Consider the following 13,724-nt stretch of genomic DNA (forward strand, 5'->3'; position numbering starts at 1 on the left):
CCGCGTGTCGCCCCGGTCTTCCGCGTGGCGAATGTTGGACTCGTGGTTGCGGGGGGGCTGTGGAGTCTGTAGGGAGGCAAATCATCAGAGATGCAGAGTCGATCCACCAGCGCACTTTCGTTTGTTTATGGATTATGGCAGCGGACACGCTGTCAGGCGCCCTGGGTTGTTGGGGCGGTGGTCGTGGCATTGCTTGCGCTGATGCCATTGGTGGTGCTCTTCAAGAGCTTGCTGGAGCCGCCGCAGGAGTTCTGGGAATTGCTGACTCATTCCGATGGCAATGGTGAGCCATCCACGTTGCAGCGATATGTTCGTGGCACGTTGGTGATGTTGGGGGGAGTGGGCGTTGGTACGGTCGTGTTGGGGACCGCTGCAGCCTGGTTGGTGTCGGTTTATCAATTCAAGGGGAAGCGCCTGCTGGATCTTCTTCTGGTGCTGCCGATGGCGATTCCGACCTACGTGATGGCGGTTTGTTGGAAGTTGGTCACGGTGGACCACAAGAACGACGCCCTGATGTGGGTGAGGGATACCTTTGAAGTGGAGTCGATTCTCGAGCTCGACCGAGCGGCGAACACAGGGCTGGCCGTTGTTGTGTTGAGCTTGTCGTTCTACCCGTATGTTTATCTGGCGGCGCGGGCGTCGTTCACGCGTCAGTCGGCGAGTTATCTCGAGGCATCGCGGATGTTGGGGCATGGGATGACGGGGACGTTTTTCAAAGTGGCGCTGCCTTTGGCGCGTCCGGCGTTGGCTGCTGGGGGGCTGTTGGCGTTGCTGGAGACGCTGAATGAGTTTGGCGCGATGGAGATTCTCGGGATCCGCACATTGACCACCGGGATTTTCTACGTGTGGACCGAGTTGGATGAGTTGGGGAGCGCGATGCGGGTGTCGGCGATTTTGATGGCGTTGGTGTTTGTGGTGATTGTGGTCGAGCGATTGATGCGTGGTGGTCGGCGTTACCATTCCCACCGGAGCGCATCGCATCGATATTCGGGCAAGCCGCTTGGGTGGCGCGGGGCATTGGCGATGTGGCTGGGCTGCGGCAGTGTTGCTTTGCTTGGTTTTGTTTTGCCCTTGGGGAAACTGGTACATTTGGCGCTGATGCCTGGGTTTGAGGAATCCTGGGAGCGGTTGGGGCGCATTCTTCCGCTGGTGGGTGAGAGCGTTTGGTTGGCGCTGCAAGCCGGTGTGCCGATTTTGATTGTGGCGATCTGTTTGGCATATGCCCACCGGCTGGTGCCCCGGTGGTGGATGACCTTGGTGACGCGGTGTGCGCTGCTGGGGTATGCGATTCCGGCGGCCATTCTTGGGGTCATCCTGCTGGCGACGCAGGGGTTGCTGCTGAACCATGCCGAGGGCGTGGCGGAGTATTTGTTTCATACCACGACCATTGGGCTGGCGTTTGCCTACACACTGCGTTTCCTCAGCGTGGGCTATAACTTCGCTGAGTCCGGCCTGAAGCAGAACCATCAGCATCTGGATGATGCCTCGGCATCGCTTGGACATGGTAAGTGGGTGACCTTGGTGCGCATCCACTTACCATTGATGGCGCCCGGCTTGATCGGCGCTGCCGTGATTCTGGTGGTCGATATTCTCAAAGAACTTCCGCTGACGTTGATTTTGCGCCCGGCCAACACCGAGACTCTCGCGACTGCTACTTATGGACTCTTTCATGCTGAAGAGCGTTTCAGTGCAGGAGCGCTGCCGGCCTTGATTTTGACTGCCACATCGGCTCTGGCATTGATGGCGGTTCGTCGCATCGTACAATCTCCCAACTCATGACCTCGCAAGCATCCAACGACTATCTGGCACTTGAGATTGAGAACTTGTGCTTTTCCTATGCCGGCCAGGCGGTGCTCCGCGATTACAACCTGAGCTTGGCCAAGGGCGAGATCCTGGCGTTGCTCGGTGAGTCGGGCTGTGGCAAAACCACGGTCTTGCGCATTGCCGCCGGGCTATTGGCTCCGGACTCTGGGCGTGTGCTTTTAAATGGAAAAGACATCACGCATGCCTTGCCCGAGCGCCGCAATATCGGGTTGGTTTTTCAAGACTTCGCGTTGTTCCCTCACATGACGGTTGAGCAGAACATTCGCTATGGCTTGCATCGCATGCCGCGCGGTAAGCGCCGCGGACGGATCGCCGAAATCATGGAACTGACCCGCACCGAGGGACTGGCCAAGCGCTACCCCGGGCAACTTTCCGGCGGACAGCAACAACGCGTCGCCTTGGCAAGGGCGCTGGCACCGTCACCTGGGTTGATCTTGCTGGATGAACCCTTTTCCAATCTGGATACAGCGGTGCGGGGCAAGCTGCGGGCGGAGTTGCGGGCTGTGCTTAAGCAGACGTTGACATCCGCAATCATTGTCACCCACGACCGTGCGGACGCGGATGCCGCTGCCGACCGGGTGAGTGAGATGAGCGGATGCGCCCAGTGCGGAGCGGATGATGTTTGCCCGAACCGCTAGGCTTGATGGGGGGAGGCCATGGCTGGTCAGTCGAGTGCGAATGCGGGTGACGTGAATTTGATAAAATTCATGCGATCCGCTGTAAGGTCAAACGCTGTCGGATTTTGCGTTGACGCTCCTGTTTTCGTGCGCATATAACCTTTCGCGGTACTGCTTGAGAGAAAGGGTTGCGGATCAACTGGGAATTTGTCCAATTGATAGCTGGGCTCCGATTCCCAAAGTGGGACCCGGCTTTTGGGATGGCCTGTCTCCCGTCCCCGAACAGCTTCATTCGATCGACGCATAGAATTCCCCCACTGTTAATGAATACCTCCATCTTCTATTGGCCTTATTGTCTGAGATCGCGTGCGACGATGAATGCACTGACAGACCGTCGTGAAGTGCACGGTGCATTGATTAAGGCCGGGCAGGGCTATGGGTGCATCAACCCGTGGCCGGAGTTGGGGGATGAGTCGCTGACGCAGGAGCTGCGGCGCTTGAAGGAAGGGCTTCCCGGTAAGCTGGGACGACGTGCGCTCCAGTGCGCGAGTCTAGATGGAGAGGCGCGTCGCCATCAGGTGTCGCTTTACGCCGGGCTGGAAATGCCGGTGTGCCACGGGCATCTGAGCGGCGACAACTGGGACGAGGTGGCTGAGTTTTCGGTGGTGAAGGTGAAGGTCGACGGCAGTAGCATGCTCAAGCTTCGCGATGTGCTGGGCCAGGCCAGTCAGCGTTTCCAGCGGGTGCGTCTGGATTTCAATGGTACCGGCAATGCGCGCTTGCTGATCTCGTGGTGGAAGTCATTGCGCAGTCAGGATCAGGAAGCGGTCGACTATATCGAAGATCCTTGCCCGTTCGATATTCACGATTGGGCGTTGATGGAACAGGAAGGCCTGCCGCTCGCGCTGGACCGTTCGCAGAAGAACGGAAAGTTCGGCTACGACGTGGCGGTGCTCAAGCCATCGACTGAGGACATCGATTTGATTTTGGGTCGCGAACGCAGCGACCGCCGTGTGGTGGTGACCAGCTATATGGACCACGCACTGGGGCAGATGTATGCGGCGTATGAGTGTGCCCGACTGCGGCAGTTCGACCCGCGTGCGGATATGTTCCATGGGTTGGCGACGCATACTTTGTTCGAAGAGGATCCGTTTTTCGAGCAGTTGAGTTTGTCTGGCGGGCGGTTGTCCGCTGTGGAAGGAACCGGGCTCGGGTTTGACGACCTGTTGGAAGGGCTGCCGTGGAAAGAGCTCTAGAAGTGAGTGTGCCGCGGCTGTTGGACCCGCGGTTCTGGGAGGAGGGCTGTGATTTTGCGGTGCCTCCCGGGTTTGCCAGACGAGCGGAGGTGGAATCCCTCACCGCAGCGCTGGCGTGGGGTGGGGATTCGGCTGTGGTTTTCGCGACCTCAGGGTCGACCGGTGTGCCCAAGTATGTGGTGCTGACGAAGGAGTCGTTGTTGGCATCGGCGCGGCAGGTGTGCGCGCATCTTGGGGTGAGGGGGGATGACGTTTGGTTGTGTCCGTTGCCGGTAGGTCATGTGGGCGGGCTTGGTGTGTTTGCGCGGGCCGCGGTGTCTGGGTGCAAGGCGGTTCACCTGGCGGGCAAATGGGATGTCGGGCGTTTTTTGGAGGTTTGCCGCACTGAGCGGGCGACTTGGTGTTCTTTGGTGCCAACGCAGGTTCACGATCTGGTGGCTGCGGGGGAATCGGCGCCGTCGAGCTTGCGCGGTGTGGTTGTGGGCGGTGGAGCCTTGGGCGACGAGCTGTATGCGGCCGCGCGCAAGCTGGGGTGGCCGTTGCTGCGGTCTTTCGGGATGACGGAGACAGCCTCTCAGATTGCGACGGCGCGGCCTGACGATCCCCGGATGCTGGTGATGAACGGGTGGGACGTGCGCACGGATGCGGCGGACGGGCGACGGCTCGGGCGCTTGTCGGTGCGGGGGGCGGCTTTGTTTTCCGGCTACTTGTCTGCTGCTGCGGAGGAAAGTAACGGGGAACTCGTTGCGGGCGCGGATGGTGAGGGATGGTTTTCCACCAGTGACCGAGTGGAGTTGGTGGAGCATGCCGATGGACTCGAGATCGTGCCGGCGGGACGGGCGGATGATTTGGTCAAAGTGCTCGGCGAGCTGGTGGCGGTGGATGGCGTGGAGCGACAGCTTCACCGACTGTTGGTAAATGCCGGCGCGGTTCCCCATGCCGTGGCGGTTTGTGCGGTGCCTGACGCCCGACGCGAGCACCGGCTGGTGGCGGTGATCGATGAATCGCTCGCACAAGGGGCTGAGGGGGCGGCCATCGAGCGCTTCAATCGTGACGAAGCGACCCTCGGAGTCGAGCGGCTCGGCACCATCGTACGTGTGCCGAGGATCCCTCGATCGGCGCTCGGGAAAGTGCGTCGCAGCGAGCTGGTTGCGCTCGTTCAGGGGGACATCTAGTATCCCGCAAATTCACGGCAAAAAATACTTTGCGTTTCTTTGTGATTGCGCGTATCGGTGACGCCCTCCCGTTGATTGGGAGCGACAAATTTTTATACCCTTAACCGCTTCGTGGCTATGAGCAACGTGATTGACAAGATTGAGAAGGAACAGCTGAAAGACGACGTGACGTCTTTCGATGTTGGTGACACCGTGAAAGTCCACTGCCGCGTGGTTGAGGGTGGAAAAGAGCGTGTCCAGATTTTCGCTGGTATCGTGATCGCAACCAAAGGTGCATCCCTGAACAAGGCATTCACCGTGCGTAAGATTTCCCACGGCGAAGGTGTTGAGCGTACATTCCCACTTCACACACCACGTATCGCTAAGATCGAGGTGGTGTCCCGCGGCAAAGTCCGTCGTGCACGTCTCCACTACCTCCGCGACCGCGTTGGTAAGTCGGCGACCACCGTCAAGGTGCGCAAAGACGCCTAAGTTCGCGATCCAGGCGCACGCCGCCTGACATCCGAAATTTTCAAATTGCCCGGCTGCTGAGAATGCGGCCGGGCAATTTTTGTTGTGTGGACAGATTGAACCACAGAGGAATGGGCTCACGCGGAGACGCAGAGGTGAGGTGGATATCAACCGGGAAGGCACGAAGATCACGAAGGGCTTTTGGTTTGGATGGGGGGGGGCAGAGATGCACGAGGAATGTTCGCGGAGCGACTGCTTACTGCTTAGCCTGCGGTTTACTGAGGCGGTGCCTATTGGGATAAGCCGTCCCGATGGGACGAGGTGAGGCGATGCGGGCCCAACCTGCGGTTGAAACCGCAGGCTAGCCGGTAACCCATCGCTTCGCGATGAAGGGTGGAGGGCGATCGCATCAGGGGATGGCAATACTGACGCCTGTCCGCGCATGGCAACGCTTGCGTCCTCATCGAGATTGATTCTCTATCGTGGGCGCGGAGCGCCAGGGCGCAGACATCCAAACGCCCTGGGCACAGTCGTTCTTTACACGCATTGTTCGTCTCCCTAGCGTGGCGGCGTGAATGAACTGAAACCTACCGACTGGCCGCGTATTGTGCGCCCTGGAGCGCGCGTTTTCATTGGATCGGGTGCGGGTGTGCCGCGCAAGTTGATCGATGGCATGCTCGCGGCGGGGGACCGTTTGCGCGATGTCGAGTTGGTGCACATTCACACGTTGGGGGCGACGCCGTGGATTGAGAAGAAGTACGCGGCGCAGTTCCGCACCAACACGTTCTTCATGACCCCGGAGGTGGGGCAGGCGGTGATCGAGGGGCGGGCGGATTACACGCCGTGCTCGCTGTCGGAAGTGCCCAAGTTGTTCAAGAGCACGATCCTGCCGGTGGATGTGGCGTTGGTGACGGTTTCGCCGCCGGATGAAAATGGCAACATGACACTCGGCGTGAGTGTCGATGTGGTGCGTGCGGCGGTGGATTCGGCGCGGATTGTGGTGGCGCAGATCAACCGCCACATGCCGAGGACCAATGGTGGGGCGACGATCCATGCGGCGGACGTGCAGTATTTCCTCGAGGGGCACATGCCGTTGCCGGTGCTGGAACGGCCGGAGAACGATGCGGTGCGCTCACGGATTGGCGGGTATTTGGCCGAGCTTGTGGAGGATGGATCGACGTTGCAGGTGGGGATTGGTCACACGCCGCAGACGGTGATCGCGTCGCTGGCGGGGCACCAGCGACTTGGCATTCACACTGGGATGCTGAGCGATGCCTTGATTGATCTGATCAAGTGCGGTGCAGTGGACAACTCACGCAAGCACTTCCAAGCGGGGACGACCATTGCCAGTCATGCGATTGGCTCGCGGGCCGTTTACGATTTTGTGAATGAGAATCCGGAGGTCTCGTTTCACTCGAGTGGTTGGGTGAACGATCCGTCGGTGATCGCGCTGAACCACAAAATGGTGGCGGTGAATGGAGCGCGCTTGATCGACATCACCGGCCAGGTGGTGCGGGACTCGGCGGGGCACCAGTACTATGGCGGGATCGGCGCGCAGATTGACTTCCTGCGCGGCGCGACGGCCAGCCCGGGCGGTAGGCCGGTGTATGTGCTGCCCTCGACCAACTCGGACCAGACCGAGTCGAGGATTGTGGCGGGGCTGACCGAGGGGACGAGTGTGGCGACCGGACGCACCGACGTGCAGTACATTGTTACCGAGTATGGGGTGGCGGCGTTGCGTGGCTTGAGCATCCGTGACCGGGCGTTGGAGATGATCCAGATCGCGCATCCGAAGTTCCGCGAGGAGTTGTTGCGTGGTGCCCATGCGCGTGGCTGGATTCCGAAGTTTGTGTCGCTCGCGCCGACCAGTGTGAAGCCCGATGACATGACCAGCGGGGTTGAGTTTCAGCGGCTTGTGCTGGGCAAGGATGGAGCGCGCAACTTCTTCCTGCGGCCATTGCATCCTTCGGACATCCGCAGGTTGCAGCAGTTCTTCTATAGTCACTCCGAAGAAACCGTGCGCTGGCGCTATGGCTATTTGCGCGAGAACATGCCGGCGGATTCGGCGTACGAGCTGGTGGGTGTCGATCAGACCCGAGATCTGGCGTTGGGCATTTTCGAGGAAGCTCATGCTGGTGGTGCACCGGAACTGCGATCGGTCGGTCGATTCTATCAGGACGATGATGGCAAGTCCGCGGAGATTGCGTTTGTCGTGCACGACGAGCGGCGACGGATGGGGATGGCGAGTATTTTGCTGGAACAATTGGCGGACATTGCCAGTGCGCGTGGGATTGAGCGCTTTTGGGCCGAGGTCATGACCGGCAACCGTCCGATGCGGCAGTTGTTTGAGAAGTATGGCGCGACGTCCAAGCGCTCGCAGGATACGGATGGCTTTGTCTGCACGATGGAGGTGGCGAAAATCCTCGAACTGGCCAAGCTGTTTCAGTCCGAGCGTGGCGAGAAGCTCAATGGAGATGCGGCTCCGAGCTATCGGGTTGGCTGGTTTTGGTCGGAAAGTTGCCTGAAGCACGACACCGGCCCGGGGCAGGTGGAAACGCCGGAACGATATCAGGTGCTGGGTGATCGGTTGCGCGGGTTGGCGGAAACGCTGGACGCGGTGCCACTGCGCGGGCGCGAGGCGACGCGTGCCGAATTACTGCGATGCCACGCGGCGCACTATCTCGACATCGTGCACATCGACGTAGAAAACCTGGCGGACCAGCTGCGGACGGGGGATACGCCAATTTGTCCGGAGTCCGAGCGGGTCGCGAAGCTGGCCGTTGGGGCCGGGTTGGAGGCGGTCGACCGCGTGATGACCAATGAGATCAACCGTGCCTTCGTTGCGGTGCGCCCACCGGGGCACCATGCCACGCCGGACCGCGGGATGGGCTTTTGTGTCTATAACAACATTGCACTCATGGCGCGTCATGCGCAGGAGGTGCATGGGGTGAAGCGGGTGCTGATTGTCGATTGGGACGTGCACCACGGCAATGGAACGCAGGACATTTTCAGTGCGGACCCGAGTGTCTTTTGCTTTTCCAGCCACCAACAGGGGATTTTTCCGTTCTCCGGCGGGGCTGAAGAGACTGGCGCCGGACCGGGACGTGGGACGGTGATGAACTTTCCGCTTCCCGAGGGCAGTGGACGCGATGAGATTTTGCCGCTGATCACAGGCCCGCTCACCGACGCAATGGAGAGTTTCCAGCCGGACCTCGTGCTGATCTCCGCGGGGTTTGATGCGCGGATTGACGATCCGGTGGGTGACTTCACTTTGAGCGACGAGGACTTCGCCGACCTGACCCGTGCGGTGAGTGCGATTTCCGAGCGTTGGGCTGGCGGTCGCATGATCTCCGTGCTCGAAGGTGGGTACAACCCGGAAGGACTGGCCTCCGCCGCAGCCGCGCATTTCGAGGCGCTGTTCGAGGGGTAGGTAGTGTTCGCTGCGCTCATTGGTTTTTGGAATGTCGGCACGAATGCCGACCCACCAGCGAGGTTCGGTTGCGGGAGACGCTCCTCCTCATCGATATCGCTATCCGTATCGCAATCGATGGGGGGGACGCAGAGGCTACGCGAACGCTGGGCTGCTGAGGGAATGAGAGGTCGGCAGGGCTCCCGACCCACCAGCGTCGGCCAAATCAGAATGCGAAGCGCTGGAGGGACGACATTCCTGTCGTCTGGGTGGTGTTCGAACGTTTGTGGGTCTCGGTTTCTCGGAATTCACAGGCCACCGTCGTAATCGCGCAATTCGAGGCAATATTCTCGCGTCTCGGCTGTATGAAATCCCTCGAATTCGCTGAGGATGAAGCTTATGATGGGCTCCATGCCTACGCTCCCCCAACTTGAGTCTGATATATTGGCGCTTCCTGAAAATCAGCGGGTTGAGTTGTTGAATCGTGTTTTCAAGGCAGCCGAGCCAGTTGCGGATCCTAGCGTGGGCGCGGCTTGGGAGGATGAGATCAAACGGCGAATCGAGAGAGTGGACTCCGGGGAGTCGAAGATGGTTCCTGCAGGCGATGTATTCGAAGAGATTGACCGGCGGATCGGGTAGTGGAGGTCGTGTTTTCCGAGGAGGCTCGTCGCGACCTCATTGATGCCGTGGATTATTATGAATCCAAGGCAACGGGGCTGGGAAAGCGTGTTCGTGATGAGGTTGCCGGGGTGCTGAAGGTCGCGGCTCAGCACCCGTATCTTTGGCGTGAGCGAGCACTGGGATATCGCCGGATCAATTGCCCGGTATTTCCTTACTACGTGGCATACGTCGTACGTAACGAGCGTCTCGTGGTGATTGCTGTGGCGTCTAGTCGAAGAAAGCCTGATTATTGGCGTCGGCGGTTGTAGCTGTGCTTGCAACGGAGCAAAATTACTTGATTTTTGAGAGGTTTTGATTGGTAGGTTGGCGCTGATATGGGCGCGAATCGGGCATCGGTTTCGGCTGTGTCTGGGATGATCAGAGCGGTCTGAAACGTGCTTGTCGCGCGTATCGCATTTGAACTGATTTTTTCTCCAGTCATGAATCCGAATCAGATGACTCATAAGATGCAGGAAGCTTTTGGGGCGGCGCAGTCGCTGGCTCATGAGCTTGGTCACCAGGAGCTGTCGCCGGCGCATTTGTTGGTGGCGGTGATGCGGCAGGCCGATGGTGTGGCGGTGCCGCTGTTTGCGAAGTTGGGGGTGCCTGCGGCGAAGGTGGAAAAGGATGCGCTGGCGTGGTTGGAGCGGCAACCGAAGATCAGCGGGAGCGGCGGAGATTTGCGGATGTCGCGCGAGTTGGGGCAGACGATGGCGGCGGCGGAAGGTGAGATGAAGTCGCTGGGCGATGAGTTTTTGAGCGTCGAGCACGCGCTGCTGGCGATGGCAGATGGCACGTCTGCCGCGGGCGAGGTGCTGAAGCAGAATGGAGCGACCAAGGAAAAGATGCTCGGTGCGTTGAGCGAAGTGCGTGGGTCGCACCGCGTGACCGACCAGGACCCTGAAGGGAAGTTTCAGTCGCTTGAGAAGTACGGCGATGACCTCACGGCCAGGGCGCGGGCGGGTAAGATTGACCCGGTGATCGGGCGCGACCACGAGATTCGTCGCGTGATGCAGGTGTTGTCGCGTCGGACAAAGAACAACCCGGTGCTCATCGGTGAGCCGGGGGTGGGGAAGACGGCGATCGCCGAAGGTCTGGCGCGGCGCATCGTCAGCGGGGATGTGCCGGATTCTCTCAAGAACAAGCGGCTGATATCGATGGATATTGGCGCGATGATTGCCGGAGCAAAGTACCGCGGTGAGTTTGAGGACCGCTTGAAGGCATTCCTCAAAGAGGTGACCGACGCCGAGGGTGGCATCATTTTGTTCATCGACGAGTTGCACACGATTGTCGGAGCAGGCGCGTCCGAGGGGGCTGTGGACGCTTCGAACCTATTGAAGCCAAAGCTGGCGCGTGGTGAACTGCGGACGATTGGTGCGACGACGCTCGACGAGTACCGCAAGTACGTGGAGAAGGACGCTGCGTTGGAGCGGCGCTTCCAGCCGGTCAACGTCGGTGAGCCAACGGTTGAGGACACGATTGCGATTCTGCGTGGGTTGAAGGAACGCTACGAAGTGCACCACGGCGTGCGCATCACGGATGCGGCGATTGTGGCTGCGGCTGTGTTGTCGGACCGCTACATCAGCGACCGGTTCTTGCCGGACAAGGCGATTGATTTGATGGACGAGGCGGGCTCGCGTTTGAAGATTGAGTTGGATTCCATGCCGACGGAGATCGACCAGATGGAGCGTCAGGTGATGCAGTTGGAAATGGAGCGCCAGGCGCTGGCGAAGGAAAAGGACAGCGCGTCGAAGGAGCGACTGGAGAAGGTGGAGCGTGAGATGGCGGATTTGCGCGAGCAGAGCAACCAACTCAAGACCCGCTGGCAGAATGAGAAGAGCGTGATCGATGAGTCCGGGCACCTGCAGGAGGCGTTGGAGCAATTGCGCATCGATGTGGAGAAGGCGCAGCGTGAGGGCGATCTGACCAAGGCGAGTGAGATCCAGTATGGCGCGATCCCTGAGATTGAAGCGAAGCTTGAGCAGACCAAGCAGAAGCTCGCCGAGATGCAGGAGCATGGATCGATTTTGCAGGAAGAAGTGACGGACGAGGAGATTGCGGCGGTGGTTTCGTCTTGGACCGGGATTCCTGTGTCGAAGTTGCAGGAAGGCGAACAACAAAAGCTCGTGCACATGGAGGAGCGGATCGGCGACCGGGTGATCGGCCAGAAGAAGGCGGTGGTCGCGGTTTCCAATGCGGTGCGCCGGGCGCGTGCCGGGCTGCAGGATGAGAACCGTCCGATCGGGTCGTTCTTGTTCCTCGGGCCGACGGGTGTGGGCAAAACCGAGTTGTCACGTGCGTTGGCGGAGTTTCTTTTCGACGACGAGGACGCGATGACTCGCATCGACATGAGCGAGTACATGGAGAAGCACAGTGTTGCGCGGTTGATCGGAGCCCCTCCGGGATATGTCGGCTACGAAGAGGGCGGGCAGTTGACCGAATCGGTGCGGCGTCGGCCCTATTCCGTGGTGCTTTTCGACGAGGTGGAAAAGGCGCATCCTGATGTGTTCAATGCCTTGCTTCAGGTGCTCGACGATGGACGGATCACCGACGGTCAGGGGCGCACGGTGGACTTCCGCAACACGGTGCTGATCATGACCAGCAACATCGGAAGTGAGTTCATTCTGGATGACTCGGACAAGGCGACGCGGGACCAACGGGTGAACGATGCGGTGCGCGGGCATTTCCGCCCCGAGTTCCTCAACCGGATCGACGACATCATTATCTTCGATCGCCTGACCCGTGAGGACCTGCATCAGATCGTCGAGATTCAATTACGTCGTGTGTTGAGGCGCTTGGAAGGGCGACGGATCACATTGACGGTGACGGATGGTGCCAAGGATTTCCTGGCGAACGAGGGTTTCGATCCGGTGTACGGTGCGCGGCCGTTGAAGCGGACGATCCAGGATCGGCTGCTCAACCCATTGAGCCTGGATTTGCTTGAGGGCACGTTCCGCGATGGGGATTCGATCACGGCGGATGCCGGGGACGGCGAGATTGTGTTCCGGAAGGAGTAGGTCTCTCGCTTCCTCATCGATATCGATATCCTCATCTCCATCGATGGGGGGCTCACGCAGAGACGCCAAGATGCAAAGGGAGGGAGAGTGGTCGCCCGCGCTCAGCGGGGAATGTCGGCAGGAATGCCGACCCACTAGCGATGTCTGGCTGCGGGTTGTCGCTATCGCTATCGGGATCCCTATCGCTATCGAGGGGGGATCTCACGCAGAGACGCCAAGACGCAAAGGAGGAGAGATCGGTCGCATCGCTCCGCAGGGAATGTCGGCAGGAATGCTGACGCACCAGCGAGGGCTGGTTTTGGGTGACGCTCTTCCTTGTCGGTATCGCTATCGGAGTCCCCATCGATGTCGATGGGGGGATCTCGCGTAGAGACGCCAAGACGCAAAGGAGGAGAGATCGGTCGCATCGCTCTGGGTGGAGGGTATCGGCAGGGTTGCGACTTGGTGCTTGGAGCTGCGAACTTATCGCTCCCGCCATCGCGCAAATCACTTGAGCGATGGCGGGGATGCTTTTAGTGTCGCGTTCCGAGCTCCGGATTCGTGGAGCGATCAACAATTTTACCATCAACGACAACGAGATATGGGACGTGCATTTGAATACCGCCGGGCGTCGAAAGAGGCGCGCTGGGACAAGATGTCGAAGATCTTTCCAAAGCTTGCCCGCGCCATCACTATGGCCGCCAAAGAGGGCGGCGCTGATCCAGATTCCAACGCCAAGTTGCGCACCGCGATCCAGAACGCCAAGGCGCAGAATATGCCCAAGGATAACGTGGACAAGGCAATCGCCCGCGCCACTGGTGCCGATGGTGCTGAGTACACTGAAATTTCCTATGAAGGCAAGGGGCCGCACGGTGTGATGATCTTCGTCGAGTGCGCGACCGACAATACGAACCGTTCGGTGTCGAACTTGAAGACTGTGTTCAACAAGAACGGCGGTCAGATGGTGCAGAGCGGTGCGCTTGAGTTCATGTTCTCGCGCAAGGCGGTGATCGAGTTCGAAGTGACCGACGCAATGGATCTGGAAGAGATCGAGCTCGGCTTGATCGACGCTGGGTTGGAGGAATTCGAAGTGAACGAAGGCGTGGCATACGCCAGCGGTGACTACACGGCCTTCGCTTCGTTGAGCAAGGCGATTGAAGAGCTCGGCATCGAGCCTCGTAAGTCGAGCCTGCAGCGTGTGCCAACCTCGCCGATCGAGTTGACCGAGGCCCAGATGGAAGAGGTCGAAACTCTCATCGACAAGCTCGAGGACGACGACGACGTGCAGGCGGTTTACACCAACATCGCCTAACGTTGCGTTAGCAGATTATACAAAA

Annotated in this window: 10 protein-coding genes; all 10 read left to right on the forward strand. The window is 59.6% G+C overall.

From position 1 onward, the window contains the following. The first annotated feature begins 90 nt into the window (after positions 1 to 90). A complete protein-coding gene (locus G3M56_RS05855; protein WP_164362785.1) occupies positions 91 to 1,779 on the forward strand; it encodes an ABC transporter permease in 1,689 nt (562 codons plus the stop codon). Next, positions 1,776 to 2,462, forward strand: coding sequence for an ABC transporter ATP-binding protein (locus G3M56_RS05860; protein WP_164362786.1), 687 nt, complete (start codon positions 1,776 to 1,778; stop codon positions 2,460 to 2,462). Before G3M56_RS05855 ends, G3M56_RS05860 begins: the two co-directional genes overlap by 4 nt. A 302-nt stretch (positions 2,463 to 2,764) precedes the next feature. Next, positions 2,765 to 3,697 (forward strand): enolase-like domain-containing protein, encoded by a 933-nt coding sequence (locus G3M56_RS05865; protein WP_235203612.1) that lies wholly within the window; start codon positions 2,765 to 2,767, stop codon positions 3,695 to 3,697. Next, entirely contained in the window at positions 3,682 to 4,872 is a 1,191-nt protein-coding gene (locus G3M56_RS05870; protein ID WP_164362789.1) for a class I adenylate-forming enzyme family protein, read from the forward strand. The genes G3M56_RS05865 and G3M56_RS05870 overlap by 16 nt, the downstream gene beginning before the upstream one ends. 117 nt (positions 4,873 to 4,989) lie before the next feature. Beyond that, entirely contained in the window at positions 4,990 to 5,343 is a 354-nt protein-coding gene (gene rplS / locus G3M56_RS05875) for a 50S ribosomal protein L19 (protein WP_164362791.1), read from the forward strand. Between the two features lie 550 nt (positions 5,344 to 5,893). Next, positions 5,894 to 8,752, forward strand: coding sequence for a GNAT family N-acetyltransferase (locus tag G3M56_RS05880; RefSeq protein WP_164362792.1), 2,859 nt, complete (start codon positions 5,894 to 5,896; stop codon positions 8,750 to 8,752). Positions 8,753 to 9,142: 390 nt separating this feature from the next. Then, the gene (locus tag G3M56_RS05885; RefSeq protein ID WP_164362793.1) at positions 9,143 to 9,370 is read left to right on the forward strand and encodes an addiction module protein; all 228 of its coding nucleotides are present in this window, start codon (positions 9,143 to 9,145) and stop codon (positions 9,368 to 9,370) included. 8 nt (positions 9,371 to 9,378) lie between these two features. Further along, the gene (locus G3M56_RS05890; RefSeq protein ID WP_235203613.1) at positions 9,379 to 9,660 is read left to right on the forward strand and encodes a type II toxin-antitoxin system RelE/ParE family toxin; all 282 of its coding nucleotides are present in this window, start codon (positions 9,379 to 9,381) and stop codon (positions 9,658 to 9,660) included. A gap of 171 nt (positions 9,661 to 9,831) precedes the next feature. Next, complete coding sequence (clpB, locus tag G3M56_RS05895) at positions 9,832 to 12,408, forward strand: ATP-dependent chaperone ClpB (RefSeq protein WP_164362796.1); 2,577 nt, start codon at positions 9,832 to 9,834, stop codon at positions 12,406 to 12,408. A 580-nt stretch (positions 12,409 to 12,988) separates the two neighbouring features. Next, entirely contained in the window at positions 12,989 to 13,699 is a 711-nt protein-coding gene (locus G3M56_RS05900) for a YebC/PmpR family DNA-binding transcriptional regulator (protein WP_164362798.1), read from the forward strand. Positions 13,700 to 13,724 lie beyond the last annotated feature (25 nt).

It is taken from the genome of Sulfuriroseicoccus oceanibius (genome assembly GCF_010681825.2).
GTDB lineage: Bacteria > Verrucomicrobiota > Verrucomicrobiia > Verrucomicrobiales > SLCJ01 > Sulfuriroseicoccus > Sulfuriroseicoccus oceanibius.